Genomic DNA, 14,366 nt, shown 5'->3' on the forward strand with positions numbered 1-14,366 from the left:
CCAAGCCCTATATGCCATCTTGCGATTGCTTGCGTGCCTTGCCCTCGGTAAAGAGCAGTGGCTCCGGCGTGCCGGCCTCAGTCCATGGCGCACGCGCACCGAAGATTTCACAGACCCGCCCGTCAGGGCGCCGAACGGAGGATAGCATGCTTCAGAAAACCAGCCATTTCATGCGGCAGGCCAATCTCATCAATGGCGAATGGGTGCAGGCCGACAGCGGCCAGACGGTCGACGTCAACAACCCTGCCACCGGTCTCAAGATCGGCACCGTGCCGAAGTCGGGCAAGGCCGAGACCCGCCGCGCCATCGAAGCCGCCGCGGAAGCTTTCAAGACCTGGCGCAAGACGACCGCGCTCGAGCGCTCGAAGCTGCTGCGCAAGCTGCACGACGCGATGATGGACAATCAGGACGTACTGGCCGAACTGCTGACCATCGAGCAGGGCAAGTCGCTGTTCGAATCGAAGGGGGAGATCGGCTCGGCCGCGTCCTACATATTGTGGTTCGCCGAGGAAGGTCGCCGCACCTATGGCGACGTCGTGCCGTCGCCATGGGCGGACCGCCGCATCCTGGTGACCAAGGAGCCGGTTGGCGTCATCGCCGCCATCACGCCGTGGAATTTTCCGTCCTCGATGCTGGCCCGCAAGCTCGGCCCGGCGCTCGCCGCCGGCTGCACCGCCGTGGTCAAGCCTGCGTCGCAGACGCCGTATTCGGGTCTCGCCTGGGGCGCGCTCGCAGAGGAAGTCGGTTTCCCCAAGGGCGTCGTCAACATCCTGACCGGTTCGGCCAGCGAGATCGGCGACGAGATCTGCGCCAATCCGCTGGTGTCGAAGATCACTTTCACCGGCTCGACCGAGGTCGGCAAGCTTCTCATCCAGAAGTCGTCGGTCACCGTCAAGAAGGTGTCGATGGAACTCGGCGGCAACGCGCCGTTCATCGTTTTCGACGACGCCGACCTCGAGCGTGCCGTCGCCGGCGCCATCACCGCCAAGTACCGCAATTCCGGCCAGACCTGCGTTTGCACCAACCGCTTCCTTGTCCAGGCAGGTGTCTATGACAAGTTCGTCGAGAAGCTCGCTGCCGCCAGCAACGCGCTGAAGGTCGGCTCCGGCCTCGAGGACGGCGTGCAGCAGGGGCCGCTGATCGACGAGAAGGCGGTCGAGAAGGTCGAGGAACTGATCGCCGACGCCACATCAAAGGGCGGCAAGATCGTTGCCGGCGGCAAGCGCCATGCGCTCGGCGGTTCGTTCTTCCAGCCGACGGTCATCGCCAACGCGACACCCAAGATGCGCTTCATGAAGGAAGAGATCTTTGGCCCGGTCGCACCGGTGTTCAAGTTCGAGACCGAAGAGGAAGCCGTCGCCCTCGCCAACGACACCGAATTCGGCCTTGCCTGCTACTTCTACACCGGTGACCTCGGCCGCGCCTTCCGAGTGATGGAAGGGCTGAAATACGGCATGGTCGGGGTCAATGAAGGCCTCATCACCACGCCGGAGGCGCCGTTCGGCGGCGTCAAGGAATCCGGCCTCGGCAAAGAAGGCGGGCATCAGGGCATCGAGGATTATCTCGACACCAAATATGTCTGCATCGGCGGCCTCGGCCTCTGATAGGCTATCCCTGAGATGGGGAGGCCGATGGCCTGCCCATCTCTCATGGAAAAACCAGCCGAAGTCTTCTGGATCAACTGGCATTTACGGGCATGGCGATGAAGGACGGCGAGGTTTTCGGCACGACGCAGGCTGGCGAGCAGGTGCGTCGCTTCACGATCAGGGGCGGCGGCATCACAGCCAACATCATCGGTCTGGGCGCGATCATCCAGGATTTGCGCCTGACCGGGCACGATGCTCCGCTGGTGCTCGGCTACGACAGTCTGGAAGGCTACGAGACGGATACGGCCTTCTTCGGTGCGGTCGTCGGCCGCTATGCCAACCGCATCCGCGACGGCCGCTTCACCATTGGCGGCAGCCGCTACCAGACCGAGCAAAACTTCCTCGACAAGCATACGCTGCATGGCGGCTCGCAAGGTTACTCCCACCGGGCGTGGACGGTTTCCTTGCATGGCAGGGATTTCGTCACGCTGACGCTGCACGATCCCGACGGCACGATGGGTTTTCCCGGCGCGCTCGACGTCACCTGCACCTACCGGCTGAAGATCCCCGGCACGCTCAGCGTCGAGCTGACCGCCACCTGCGAGGAGCCGACGCTGTGCAATCTCACCCAGCATTCCTATTTCAACCTGGATGATGGCGGCGCAGGCGACATTCTCGACCACAGGATGATGCTGAATGCCGGCGCCTACCTGCCGGTCGATGGCGACATGATCCCCACAGGCGTGGTCAAGCCGGTTGACGGCACGCCATTCGATTTCCGCCAGGCGCGGCCGCTGCGCATGGAAACCGAGGGTGATCAACTGCCCTACGACCAGAATTTCTGCCTTGCTTCGGCACGCGGGCCGCTCAAGCAGGCGGCATGGACGCAAGGCGCCAGTTCCGGTGTCGAGATGGAGGTCTGGACCACCGAGCCCGGCGTCCAGCTCTATACCGGCCAGTATGTGACGCCGCGCACCGGGCTGGAAGCGCGGAACTACAAGGCCTTTTGCGGCTTCTGCCTGGAGCCGCAAATTTGGCCGGACGCGCCGAACCGGCCTTATTTCCCGCAAGCAACGCTGTGGCCGGGCGCGATCTACCACCACGTCACGGAATACAGGTTCCGCCTGCCCTAGTTTTCCGACCTTAGCCTTCGAAAGCCGCCCGCAGCGTCTCGAACGGCGCCAGCGCGCCGCGCACTTGCACCACGGCGGCGGCGACACGATGCGCACGGCGCGCGGCTTCCTGCGGGTCGTGGCCGGCGAGACGAGCCGCAAGATAGCCGCCGTTGAACGAATCGCCGGCGCCGGTCGTATCGGCGGGGGCGGCGACATGGATCGCCGGGACTTCGCGTAGTGTTTCTCCTTGGGCAATCAGGGCGGGCTGCTCGCCGTTCTTGACGACGACCTCGCTAACCAGTTGCCTGAGTCGCTCTGCGGTCGCTTGCGGTGTTGCATCGCCAAACAGCATCTGCTCGTCGGGGAAAGTCGGCAATGCGATGTCGGTGGCGGCAAGGGCTTCGACGATCGCTGCCTGTGCATCCTCGCGATTGCGCCAAAGCCGCGGCCGGTAGTTGGGATCGAAGGCGACAAGTGAACCGGCCGAGCGCGCCTTGGCGACGGCCGCCAGCAATACGGCGCGCGCGGCCTCATCCAGAATTGCCAAAGTGATTCCGGAAAAATAGACAAGCGCCTGATTTACCAGGTTTTTCGACAATGCAACCGGGTCTGAGGCGAGCTGCCGCGCGGCGGCGTCGCCGCGCCAGTAGGTGAAGGAACGCTCGGCCCCGGTCAGCGTGATGGCATAGAGGCCAGGCCGTGCGCCCGCTATGATCGGGCTGGAGCCGATGCCGATGCCGTTCTGGCCTAAGAAATCGATCTGGGCTTGCGAGAACGGATCGTCGCCGAAGGCCGAGACATAGGTTGCCGGCCGCTCAGTGCTCAGCGCGTGCAGCGCCCACAGCGTGTTGAACGTGTCGCCGGCAAAGCCCATGCGCCAGTTCGGTCCGGTCTGGCCCGACAGTTCGAGCATGCATTCGCCGATCGAGGCGACGCCGGTTCCCGCCATCTACAATCCTCCAGTGCTTCCCGGTGCTGTAGCTTTTTGCCATCGGCAGCGCCATGCTTGGCAAGCAGGGTTTTTTCCGCCACAGCGTTTTCCCACAGGCTGGCGGGATGCGATCCGTTCGGCAGAGCGTTGTCTGCAGAAGAGGAACCGGTTTGGCATCGATATGGCGTTATCTTCTGGCGGGTCTTGGTCTGGCTGCCTTGCTGGTCGCCATTCTCGCGGTCGTCTTCCTGACGGCGCCGCGTTCGTCGCTGCCAGCCGGCCCGGATGTCGCGCGGACGAAGAAAACCGACAACGGGCTGTACGTGGCGAGTTTCGTGCCGGAACGGGGCGTGGTGCGGCAGGGCGAACTGGAATCCTGGCTGCTGACCCTGAAAACAAAGACAGGGGCTTCGGTGGAGCGCGCCGCGATCGCCATCTCCGGCGGAATGCCGCAACACAATCACGGCCTGCCGACCAGCCCGCAGGTCACCGATTACCTGGGCGAAGGCCGTTACCGCATCAAGGGGCTGAAATTCACCATGAGCGGCTGGTGGCAACTTCGTTTCGCCATCTCATCCGGCGCCGGCTCCGATACCGTACTGTTCAACGTGGTGCTGTGAGCGATCGATGAAGCGCCTTTTCCGCTTTCTGGCGCTGATGGTCGCCGTCGTCCTCGTGGGCTGCGGCAAGCCTGATTTTTCCGACGCAGAAAAGAAGACTATCGCTTCGCTGGCGCTGTCGTCGCTGCCGGCGCTCAAGGCCGACACCACCAATCGTTTTGCCGATGTGCCGGCCGCCGCCGCACTCGGCTCGACGCTGTTCTTCGATCAGGGCATGAGCGGTGACGGGTCGGTATCCTGTTCGACCTGCCACAAAATCGACCGCCAGTTCCAGGACGACCTGCCGCAGGCGGTCGGCGTCGGCCACGCCAACCGGCGCACCATGCCGCTGGCCGGCGTGGCGCACGATCCCTGGTTCTTCTGGGATGGCCGTCGCGACAGCCTGTGGGCGCAAGCGTTGACGCCGCTCGAAAATCCGCTGGAGCAGGCGGGAAACCGCGCTGCCTACGCGCATTACATCAAGGCGCGCTTCGGCGAGCGCTATGAGCGCATTTTTGGGCCGCTGCCCGATTTTTCCGGCATGCCGTTGAATGCCAGCCCACTTGGAAACGATGCCGAGAAAGCAGCCTGGAATGCCATGAGCAGCGCGCAGCGCGACGCCATCAACGGTGTCTTCGTCAATATCGGCAAGGCGATTGCCGCCTTCGAACGCTCGATAGCGCCAGCGCCAGCGCGCTTCGACCGCTTTGCGCTGGACCTCGCCACCGGTGCCGAGCCGAAGGGCGATGCTGTCTTTTCCAAACAAGAAATCCTTGGGCTTAAACTGTTCATCGGCAAGGCCAATTGCGTGACCTGTCACAACGGCCCGCGCTTCACCGACAACAGCTTTCACAACACCGGCGTGCCGCCTGTTGCGGGCCTGCCGCCGGATCGCGGCCGCATCGATGCCGTGCACCAAGTCGAGGCCGACCCGTTCAACTGCCTTGGCGCCTATCGGGACGGCGACGTTGCCGCCTGCGGCGAACTGCGCTTCATGGTCAAGAATGCGCCACAACTCATCCGCGCCTACAAGACGCCGTCTCTGCGCGGAGCGGCAACGCGACCGCCCTATATGCATGCCGGGCAGTTTTCGTCGCTCGACGAGGTCGTGGCGCATTATGCGAAGGCCGCGCCCAGCGTCGAAGGGGTATCAGAGGTTCACCCGTTGGAGCTTTCAGACCGAGAACGCGCTGCTCTGGTGGCGTTTTTGAAGACGCTTTCGGAGTGATCTACCGATCCTTCACGGTCTCCATCGCCACAAAGGTCGAGGTCTGGGCGACATGGGGCAGGGCCGAGATGCGCTCGCCGAGGACGCGGCGGTAGGCGGCGATGTCCCTGGTGCGGACTTTCAGCAGATAATCGAAGCTCGACGCCATCATGTGGCACTGTTCGATCTCCGGCACAGCCTGTACGGACCGGTTGAAGGCGTCGAGCGCGGCGGATCTGGTATCGGACAATTTCACCTGGACGAATGCGACATGGCCTTCGCCCATGCGCTCGCGGTCGACGATCGCCTGGTAGCCTCTGATATAGCCGTCCTTCTCAAGCCGCTTCACCCGCGCCTGCACCGGCGTCTTCGACAGGCCGACCTTTGCGGCCAGTTCTGACATGGAAAGCCGGCCATCGCTTGCAAGTGCGGCCAGGATATTCCGATCTATGCGGTCCAATTGGTCTTCTGTCATCGAAATCGCAGTCCAAATGTCAATTATATGCCGCTAGGATAGATCGAATGACCTCCAATGTCGATTTCTTTGGACCGGCCGAAATTTTGCACTTGTGCTAGCTTGCGCCATTCGGTCCGGTGACCGCCGGCACGATCCCCTTTGCTCGATCCACGGGACCGCCATGCCAGCGCTCGATGCCATCCGCCAGCAGATCCGCGCCAACTACCTGCCCGACGAAGACGAGGCCGTGAAGCGGCTTGCCGAGGCGACGGGACTCTCCGGGAAAGACCGCAAGGCGATCTCGGCTCGTGCCGCCGATCTGGTGCGCGCGGTGCGCGGTTCGTCGGATCCAAGGCTGATGGAAGTCTTCCTCTCCGCTTACGGTCTCTCCACCAAGGAAGGCGTGGCGCTGATGTGCCTGGCCGAGGCGCTGCTGCGCGTGCCCGATACCGAGACGATGGACGACCTCATCGCCGACAAGATCGCGCCGCACGACTGGTCGGCGCATTCGGGCGGTTCGAGCTCCATCTTCGTCAACGCCTCGACTTGGGCGCTGATGCTGACCGGCCGCGTCCTCGACGAAGGCGAGGGCGGCATCGAGGGCACGCTGCGTTCTATGGTGCGGCGGCTGGGCGAGCCGGTCATCCGCAAGGCGGTGGCCGCCGCCATGCGCGAGATGGGCGAGCAGTTCGTGCTCGGCCGCACCATCACTGAAGCCGTCAAGCGCGGCCGGCCGATGACCCAGAAGGGTTATCTCTATTCCTTCGACATGCTGGGCGAGGCGGCCCGCACCGAGGCCGACGCCTTGCGCTATCACAAGGCCTATGCCGACGCGATTTCGTCGCTCGATTCCGGCTCCAACGGTCCTGATATCAGGCAGAACCACGGCATCTCGGTCAAGCTTTCGGCACTGCATCCGCGCTACGAGGTGGCGCAGAAGGAAGAGATGCTGCCTGTGATGGCCGAGCGGCTTTTGTCGCTGGCGCTGGCCGCGCGCCACTCGCGCATGGGTCTCAACATCGATGCCGAGGAGGCCGACCGCCTCGATCTATCGCTCGACGTCATCGAGCGGGTGCTGGCCGAGCCGGAACTTGCCGGCTGGAACGGGTTTGGCGTGGTGGTGCAGGCGTATGGGCCACGCGCGACCTTCGCCATCGACTGGCTCTATGCGCTGGCCAAAAAATACGACCGCAACATCATGGTTCGGCTGGTCAAGGGCGCCTATTGGGACACCGAGATCAAGCGGGGGCAGACGTTGGGACTCACCGGCTATCCCGTCTTCACCCGCAAGGCCAACACCGACGTCTCCTACATGGCTTGCGCCAAGAAGCTGCTTGGAATGACCGACCGCATCTACCCGCAGTTCGCCACCCACAATGCCCACACCGTCGCCGCCATCCTGTCGATGGCTGATAATAACCGCGATTCCTTCGAGTTCCAGCGCCTGCACGGCATGGGCGAGGCGCTGCACGAGACGGTGCGACGGTCCGAAGGCACGCGCTGCCGGATCTATGCGCCGGTCGGTGCGCATTCCGATCTGCTGGCCTATCTGGTACGCCGGCTGCTGGAGAACGGCGCCAACTCCTCCTTCGTGCACCAGCTGACCGATGAGGATGTCGCGCCGGAGGACATTGCGCGCGATCCGCTCGAGACGGTCGAAAGCCAGGGTCCGGCAGCCAATCCGGCGATTGCCCGGCCTTCCCAGATTTTTGGAGCCGGGCGTCGCAATTCGAAAGGATTCGACATCACCGACACGGTGACGCTGGCGGCGATCGACAAGGCCAGGGCGGCCTTCGCCGGACCGGATCGCTGGCATGCCAAGCCGATTACGCGGGCCGCCGGCTATGGCAAGCAGCGTCCGATCGTCAACCCGGCAAAGCCTTCCGAAGTGGTCGGCACGGTCAGCGAAGCAGCTGCCAAGCAAGTCGCGACCGCCGTGCGCTTTGCGGTGGAAGCGCAACCGGCCTGGGCGAAGCGTCCCGTCGCCGAGCGCGCCGCCATCCTCAACCGTGCCGCCGATCTCTATGAGGCGAATGCCGTCGAGTTCTTTGCACTCGCCACCCGCGAGGCCGGCAAATCGCTGGCCGACGGCGTCGCCGAGGTGCGTGAAGCCGTCGACTTCCTGCGCTACTACGCCACCGAGGCGGCCAATGCGGAGACGGGCACGCAAGCGCGCGGCGCCATCGTCTGCATTTCGCCGTGGAATTTCCCGCTCGCCATCTTCACCGGCCAGATCGCGGCAGCGCTCGTTACCGGCAATTCGGTGATCGCCAAGCCGGCCGAGCAGACGCCGCTGATCGCCTTCCGCGCCGTCGAACTGCTGCGCGAGGCCGGCGTGCCGGAAGACGTCATCCAGTTGCTCCCTGGCGACGGCCCATCGGTCGGCGGGCCGCTCACCGCCGATCCGCGCATCGCTGGCGTCTGCTTCACAGGTTCGACCGAGGTTGCCAAGCTGATCGAGAAGCAGCTGGCCGAGACGGCCGCGCCCGACGCCATGCTGATCGCCGAGACCGGCGGCCTCAACGCCATGATCGTCGATTCCACCGCGCTGCCCGAACAGGCGGTGCGCGATATCCTCGCCTCCGCCTTCCAGAGTGCCGGCCAGCGCTGCTCGGCGCTGCGCGTACTCTACGTGCAGAAGGACGTCGAGAAGAAGATGCTGGAGATGCTGAAGGGCGCCATGGAGGCGCTCAACGTCGGCGATCCCTGGCGGATTTCGACCGATGTCGGCCCGGTTATCGACGACGAGGCGCAAAGCTCGATCCGCGAGTATTGCACGAAGATGGGCCTGCAGGGCAGGCTGATCGCCAAGCTCGAGGCGCCCAGGGAAGGTCGCTTCGTCGCGCCGCATGTCTTCCGGGTCAAGGGTATCGAGGACATGGAGCGCGAGGTGTTCGGGCCGGTGCTGCATGTCGCCAGTTTCGACGCCGACCAGATCGACGCCGTCATCGCCGCCATCAACCGCAAGGGTTATGGCCTGACCTTCGGCCTGCACACCCGCATCGAGGGCCGCGTGCAGCATTTCGTCGATGGCATCCATGCCGGCAACATCTATGTCAACCGCAACCAGATCGGCGCCGTCGTCGGTTCGCAGCCGTTTGGCGGCGAGGGGCTTTCCGGCACCGGGCCGAAGGCCGGCGGTCCGCACTATCTCCGCCGCTTCCGCAAGGGGCCGGAGGCCGGCACCCATGTGCAGGATGGCCACAAGGTCACGGCGACCGAGCTTGCCGACAATCTGCCTGATCCCACACTTGGCGGCTGGTCGACGCGTCCGGACCGGATCGCCATTCTGAGGAAGCATCTGCGCGGCAAGGGTGCTGCGGCCATTGGTGCGGCCGCCGGCATCGATTTCGGCCAGGTCGACCTGCCCGGGCCGACCGGCGAAGCCAACACGCTCTCGCTGTCGCCACGTGGACGGGTGCTGTGCCTTGGTCCCGATGGTGATACGCTGCTGGCGCAGACGATCCAGGCGCTCGCCGCCGGCAACGCGGTGCTGGCCGTTGCACCGGGCGCGCCGGCAGCCCTTTCCGCTCTGACCGGCAAGGGCCTCCCGCTGGCCGCCATCGACGGGCGGCCTGATCCGGTCGAGGCACGCTCGCTGCGCGTCGATATCGTTGCTTTTTCCGGCACACCAGAGGCCGCGCGCATCGTGCGCAGGGTTATCGCTGATCGCTCAGGCCCGATCGTGCCGCTGGTCAGCGAAGTGTTGAACCCGGCGGCTTATGCACATGAGCGGGCCGTCTGCGTCGACACCACCGCCGCGGGCGGCAATGCGAGCTTGCTGGCCGGAGCCTGACTCCGGCCGGTCGTTAGAGCCATTCACCGTTTCGTGGAAACGGTGAATGGCTCTATCTCTTTCGGTTTATGCATGTCGTTGTCCCAAAACGGGACCACTTTTGGGCGACATGCATTACGCGCCTTCGACGACCGAAAAACCCTCGAACTGGGGGTGGCCGAGATAGTGGACCTTCGTCGTGCCGACATTCCTGTGGGCAGCGCGGAAATTCTCGGACTTGGTCCAGGCGATGAAATCATCGTGGCTCGCCCACACCGTGTGCGATGCAAACAGCGTGTAGCCTTCGGTCTCGTTGACTGGGCCTCGCAGCAGGTGGAATTCGCGGAACCCCTTCATCTCCGCAAGGCTGGAATCGCGGTTCTTCCACACGGCCTCGAAATCGTTCTCCGAGCCGGTCTGCACCTTGAAGCGGTTCATGGCGATGTACATGGTGGTTTCCTCTCACAGGGATGTTGATGATTTGCGGCCGCAGCGTTTTGTTCTGCGCACATTCAAAATGGGCCGATTTCGGTCTCGAACTCCAAACTTGCGCTTGCTGCCTGTGGTGGAATCGAAGGGAAGGGGGCCGCTTTGCGGATAATGCCAAGCGCCGCCTGATCGAAAGCCGCCGACCCTGAGGTCTCCAGGATGCGCAACTCATTTATGTTGCCCTTCCTGCCTATGACGAATTTAACAACCGCATTGTTGCGTGCCGCCAGTTGTAGGGACGGCGGCAGAGTGCGATTGACGCTGCCGAGCTTTCTAAAGACATCGCCGCGGTAGTTATCTTCCGCGGCAGTGCCTGCCTCGTTTTGCCTTTTGCCCTTGCTGGCCGCTTGCGCCGACAGGTCCTGGCCATCCGCCGTGCCGCGCTTTTCATCCGCCGTCTTTGAAGGGGCTGCTGCCGGACTGGGCCTCGCGCTGGGGATCGGCGGCTGTTCTGGAACGGCGACAGGCGTCTCGGTGCTCCTGGGCTGAACGGTCGGCTGTGCCGGCGCTTCGGTCTTGGGAGCCACGCTCTGATCATCGGGGCGAGGGGCGCCGGCCACCAGTATGTCCGGGGTGACCGCCTGCGGTTTGACAGCTTCCGGCAAAGACTTGAGCGGCGGCTTTGCCGCTTCCGCGGCAGGTTGGGAGGCCTCCGTTGGCTGCGACGGCTTGGGCGGTGTTGCCGGCTGTGGTTTGGCCGGTTGCGGGCTGGGCACCAGTGCAACGTTTATTGCCGTCGGGTCCTTGTCCAGCGCGCTGCCGACCACGTTGGTGCCCGACTGATCACTGCCTTCCGGCTGCTCGGCATTCTGGGAACTCGAAATCCCCGAAGGCGAGATCAGAAAAGCCGCCGCCACGGCGGCATGGAGCGCGCAGGAGACGACGATCGCCGCCGTCCATTTGCGGTTCCAGGCCGACGGCCGCGGCAGCGCGAGCGGCTCGGTTGGCTCTATCGCCAGCTCGGCGCCGGCTTCGGGGAGGGGGCTGATATCCTGCATGTCTCGCCGCGAGACCTGCAGCGACAAGAGCAGAATTGTCAAATCAAGATCGTTCGCTCGCAGCGGCAGTCGGCAGTGGCCGGCAGCTGGCCACGCCGCTTTGTTTTGCAGGAATGCGGGATGCAGTCCCACCTCAGACGCCGAAGGCGATACCGGTCTTGGTGTCTGTCTTCAGCTTTCGCATGCAGGCGTTCGGTTCGACGCCGGTACCGGTGCATTCGGTCGCGCTGTTGATCAGCACGCGGCTGACTTTCGAGCACTCGGTGCCGGCCAGATCGAAACGCGTCACCTTGGTCTTGCCGGCCGGCAATTCCTTGAAATCGAGCACGGTCAGCCGGTCGACGACGCCTGCCTCGTTGAACAAGGCGATCTCGAAGGCAGCCTTGGACAGGTCGGCGCCGAGATTGTTGTTGACCACGAACGTCAGGCGGCAACCCTTGTCGGAAGGTTGCGCACCATTGAGTTCCAGGGTGAGCGCGGGGACCGGCGCGGACTCTTGCGCCCACGCCGAAACCATCGCAAGCGACATCGCCAGCATCGAGGTCAGCAGACGAAGGGGTGTCGTCAAGCTCGTCATGGCAATCAGCCTCCAAACCGCATCGTTGCCGCCAGCTTCAGCGTTATGCCGGGCTCGTAGGCCTCGAAAACCGGCTGCGGCGGCTGGCCGGCCGTGGTCAGGTTGAGCGGGTTGGCGTATTTGACATCGAACAGATTGTCGGCGCGGAAATCAATCTTCAAATTGTCCGTTGCCTGGTAGCTGGCAAAGGCATTGACCAGCGTGTAGTCCTCGGCGATCGGATTGCCCTTGGGCTTGCCATTGTATTGCACTTCGCCGCCGACGGTCAGCTTGTCCTCGAGGAAGCGCAAGCCGAGCTGCGCGGTGACCTGGGATGATGGGATCGTGGCGAGATCCGCTTCCACACCCTTGTAGGAAATGGTGTGACCATTGGTGATTGAAGCCGAGAGCCCGGCATAGCCCCATCCGGCATCATAGACGCCCTCCAGTTCGAAGCCGTCGATCTTGGCCTTGGCAAAATTCTGGTACTGGAAGCATATCGGGATACCGGGTCCGCTCGGGCAACCGGCTGTCGGGTCAAACCGCGACAGGGTAACGCCATCGATGTAATCTTCGACATCATTGTTGAAATACGCTGCCTTGATGCGCAGCGCATCGCCGGCTTCGAGGATGTCGTTCTGCTTGTAGTTGACGCCGAATTCGACGGTCTTTCCAGTCTCCGGCCGCAGATTGGGGTTGGGCAGGAACGGGAAGGTGACGCCCGCCGGATGGCGACCGCTGATCAGTGTTTCCGACAGGGAGGGTGACCGGTATCCTTCAGCATAGGTGCCGTAGAATTGCAGGCCGGCAAGGCTGGCGCTGTCGAAAGGCGAGACGCCGACGGTGATGCGCGGCGACAACCGGTCCCCCGACGTTTCGTGTGTGTCATCCTTGAGGCTGTAATTGTCGTAACGCACCCCGGCAATGACTTCGAGCCACTGCCAGGTGAGCTTGTCCTGGACATAGGCGCCGGAGACGTTGCGCTTTCCGGAAGGCGTGTAGAAGCTGTCGCCGCCTGCGGTGCCGCCTGTCTTGACATTGTCGCCGGCCCAGTCGCCGCCATATGTCAGCTCGTGCGCGATTCCCGCGGTTTCGAATCTGGATGTGTTCCAGAGGTCGATGCTGGTCGTGCCGATGTCGAATGTCGACGTCGAGCCAGCCGGCAAGACAACGGGAAGGCCGGTGACCGGATCAAAGCGGTTTTGCGGGACAAGGCTGGTCAGATCGAGGTTGGTCTTGTTGTAGGAGGTGTTGATGTGGAGATCGAGCCAGCTCTTGTCCTCATCCGTGATGTTGTAGCGCGCCGTGAAGGTGTTCGACTTCAGGTCGGCGTCATTGACCGGCGCACCGCCGCTGATCTCGTTCCAGCCATCGCTTGAGCCGACCCAGCCGAGCTTCAGTTCGCTGTTGTCGGTCGGGCGTATGCTGGTCTTGAGCAGTCCGCTCAGCACGTCGAAGCCGGTGCCCTTGACGGTGTCGCCGCCGCCATCCTTATAGTCGTCATAGTCGCGGTAGACGATGTTGCCCAGCACGTCCCAATTCTCGTTAATGCGGTAGGCGCCGGATGCACTTGTGGTCCAGCCCTTGCCGTTGCTCTCATAGCGTCCCGTGACGGAACCGGCCCATGTCTCGTCAGGCTTGAGGAAATCCTCGGCATCCTTGGTGTCGAAGAAGACGACGCCGCCGATGGCGCCCGAGCCGTAGGTGTTGGCTACAGGACCACGGATAACATCCACGGATTTGACGAGTTCGGGGTCGATGTAGAAGGTCGACTGCGTGCCGTGGTCGGAGCGCTGGAAATTCTGTCGTGCGCCGTCGACGATGACTGCGACGCGACCGAAATCCTGCAGGCCGCGGATGTTGATGCTGGTGCTGACGCGCCTGGCGTCGGCCTGCGCCGCGACACCGGGCACGCCGAGCAGCATCTCATTGGGCGTCGTCGCCATGCGGCGGTCGAGCTGTTCCTGGCCGACATGGCTGGCCGATGCCAGCGATTCGATCGCCGTCTCGCCGGTGCGGCTGATGACGAGGATCTTGTCGAGCAGCGTTGCTCCCGCTGGTGCTGCCTTTTCCTCTTCAGCCTTCTTCGTTTGATCTGTCGGCTGCGCCGCCTGCTGGGCGTTGGCCAGTTGCGCCGATAAGGCAATCGCCGCCACACTTGCCAGCAATGCCGCCGCGCCGTTCGCCGCCGACCGGCCGCGCCATTCCCAAGTCACAAACCCCATGCCCCAACTCCAAAGTCCAGGTTTGATGCTGGCTGGCCCGGGGCTGGCTGGCATTTTTGATCGTCGCCGGCGTCTTAAATGTTGACTCATTTAATCCGGTATTGCACTGACTAGTAAACATGAGTATTCAAGTCAAGAAATGAATCGGATTACGCAACGCCTAGCCAGACGCCCGGCACAGGAAAGGGATCGATCCAGATGAACACCCACAATCCCAACGATTTTCGCTATCGCGTCCGCCGTTCCGACGATGCCTCCCCCCGTTTCGACCGGGTTCCGCTGGCGGTACGAACCCTTTCCAGCAACACCCTGTTCCAGGGCGAGCACGAGATAGGCATCGAGCATCACGGTGCACTCTACCGGCTGAAGATCACCCGCCAGGGCAAGCTCATTCTCAACAAGTAAGACAAGGCAACAGGGACCGAGAC

12 protein-coding genes are annotated in these 14,366 nt (G+C 63.4%); 6 read left to right on the forward strand and 6 right to left on the reverse strand.

Translation table 11 applies throughout. The features are described from left to right. The first annotated feature begins 146 nt into the window (after positions 1 to 146). The gene (locus AC0NIL_RS17675) at positions 147 to 1,604 is read left to right on the forward strand and encodes an NAD-dependent succinate-semialdehyde dehydrogenase (protein WP_013531228.1); all 1,458 of its coding nucleotides are present in this window, start codon (positions 147 to 149) and stop codon (positions 1,602 to 1,604) included. A gap of 92 nt (positions 1,605 to 1,696) precedes the next feature. Next, positions 1,697 to 2,719, forward strand: coding sequence for an aldose epimerase family protein (locus tag AC0NIL_RS17680; RefSeq protein ID WP_024501271.1), 1,023 nt, complete (start codon positions 1,697 to 1,699; stop codon positions 2,717 to 2,719). 10 nt (positions 2,720 to 2,729) lie between these two features. Here the strand turns inward: AC0NIL_RS17680 and AC0NIL_RS17685 are convergent, their stop codons facing one another. After that, positions 2,730 to 3,650, reverse strand: a complete 921-nt coding sequence (locus AC0NIL_RS17685) for a sugar kinase (RefSeq protein ID WP_275952840.1) — start codon at positions 3,648 to 3,650, stop codon at positions 2,730 to 2,732. Positions 3,651 to 3,802: 152 nt separating this feature from the next. Here AC0NIL_RS17685 and AC0NIL_RS17690 point away from each other — a divergent pair, with 152 nt between their 5' ends. Beyond that, positions 3,803 to 4,252, forward strand: coding sequence for a FixH family protein (locus AC0NIL_RS17690; RefSeq protein ID WP_275953162.1), 450 nt, complete (start codon positions 3,803 to 3,805; stop codon positions 4,250 to 4,252). A gap of 7 nt (positions 4,253 to 4,259) precedes the next feature. Next, positions 4,260 to 5,459 carry a cytochrome-c peroxidase gene (locus tag AC0NIL_RS17695; protein WP_473573083.1) on the forward strand — a complete coding sequence of 400 codons (1,200 nt, stop codon included), beginning with the start codon at positions 4,260 to 4,262 and terminating at the stop codon, positions 5,457 to 5,459. Between the two features lies 1 nt (position 5,460). Here AC0NIL_RS17695 and AC0NIL_RS17700 read toward each other — a convergent pair whose 3' ends face one another. After that, a complete protein-coding gene (locus AC0NIL_RS17700) occupies positions 5,461 to 5,913 on the reverse strand; it encodes an Lrp/AsnC family transcriptional regulator (protein ID WP_013531233.1) in 453 nt (150 codons plus the stop codon). Between the two features lie 163 nt (positions 5,914 to 6,076). Between AC0NIL_RS17700 and putA the strand changes: the two genes are divergently transcribed. Continuing rightward, entirely contained in the window at positions 6,077 to 9,691 is a 3,615-nt protein-coding gene (gene putA, locus AC0NIL_RS17705; RefSeq protein WP_473573081.1) for a bifunctional proline dehydrogenase/L-glutamate gamma-semialdehyde dehydrogenase PutA, read from the forward strand. Positions 9,692 to 9,805: 114 nt separating this feature from the next. Here putA and hmuQ read toward each other — a convergent pair whose 3' ends face one another. The 4 genes from hmuQ to AC0NIL_RS17725 all read right to left on the reverse strand — a co-directional run bounded on the left by hmuQ (position 9,806) and on the right by AC0NIL_RS17725 (position 13,938). After that, on the reverse strand, positions 9,806 to 10,120 hold the full coding sequence (hmuQ, locus tag AC0NIL_RS17710) for a heme-degrading protein HmuQ (RefSeq protein WP_027039045.1): 315 nt from the start codon (positions 10,118 to 10,120) through the stop codon (positions 9,806 to 9,808). A gap of 62 nt (positions 10,121 to 10,182) precedes the next feature. Next, positions 10,183 to 11,199, reverse strand: coding sequence for an energy transducer TonB (locus tag AC0NIL_RS17715; protein ID WP_473573080.1), 1,017 nt, complete (start codon positions 11,197 to 11,199; stop codon positions 10,183 to 10,185). Positions 11,200 to 11,290: 91 nt separating this feature from the next. Next, positions 11,291 to 11,734, reverse strand: coding sequence for a hypothetical protein (locus tag AC0NIL_RS17720; protein WP_013531238.1), 444 nt, complete (start codon positions 11,732 to 11,734; stop codon positions 11,291 to 11,293). 5 nt (positions 11,735 to 11,739) lie between these two features. Further along, on the reverse strand, positions 11,740 to 13,938 hold the full coding sequence (locus tag AC0NIL_RS17725; protein WP_473573078.1) for a TonB-dependent hemoglobin/transferrin/lactoferrin family receptor: 2,199 nt from the start codon (positions 13,936 to 13,938) through the stop codon (positions 11,740 to 11,742). 198 nt (positions 13,939 to 14,136) lie between these two features. Between AC0NIL_RS17725 and hemP the strand changes: the two genes are divergently transcribed. Beyond that, positions 14,137 to 14,343 (forward strand): hemin uptake protein HemP, encoded by a 207-nt coding sequence (hemP, locus tag AC0NIL_RS17730; RefSeq protein WP_063172343.1) that lies wholly within the window; start codon positions 14,137 to 14,139, stop codon positions 14,341 to 14,343. Positions 14,344 to 14,366 lie beyond the last annotated feature (23 nt).

Source organism: Mesorhizobium sp. WSM1343 (assembly GCF_055901535.1).

What these genes read in the sequence shown, in the direction of transcription:
- AC0NIL_RS17675 (WP_013531228.1), top strand. Translation starts at nt 147, where the DNA reads ATGCTTCAGAAAACCAGCCATTTCATGCGGCAGGCCAATCTCATCAAT.
- AC0NIL_RS17680 (WP_024501271.1), top strand. Translation starts at nt 1,697, where the DNA reads ATGGCGATGAAGGACGGCGAGGTTTTCGGCACGACGCAGGCTGGCGAG.
- AC0NIL_RS17685 (WP_275952840.1), bottom strand. Translation starts at nt 3,650, where the DNA reads ATGGCGGGAACCGGCGTCGCCTCGATCGGCGAATGCATGCTCGAACTG.
- AC0NIL_RS17695 (WP_473573083.1), top strand. Translation starts at nt 4,260, where the DNA reads ATGAAGCGCCTTTTCCGCTTTCTGGCGCTGATGGTCGCCGTCGTCCTC.
- AC0NIL_RS17700 (WP_013531233.1), bottom strand. Translation starts at nt 5,913, where the DNA reads ATGACAGAAGACCAATTGGACCGCATAGATCGGAATATCCTGGCCGCA.
- putA (WP_473573081.1), top strand. Translation starts at nt 6,077, where the DNA reads ATGCCAGCGCTCGATGCCATCCGCCAGCAGATCCGCGCCAACTACCTG.
- hmuQ (WP_027039045.1), bottom strand. Translation starts at nt 10,120, where the DNA reads ATGTACATCGCCATGAACCGCTTCAAGGTGCAGACCGGCTCGGAGAAC.
- AC0NIL_RS17720 (WP_013531238.1), bottom strand. Translation starts at nt 11,734, where the DNA reads ATGACGAGCTTGACGACACCCCTTCGTCTGCTGACCTCGATGCTGGCG.
- AC0NIL_RS17725 (WP_473573078.1), bottom strand. Translation starts at nt 13,938, where the DNA reads ATGGGGTTTGTGACTTGGGAATGGCGCGGCCGGTCGGCGGCGAACGGC.
- hemP (WP_063172343.1), top strand. Translation starts at nt 14,137, where the DNA reads ATGAACACCCACAATCCCAACGATTTTCGCTATCGCGTCCGCCGTTCC.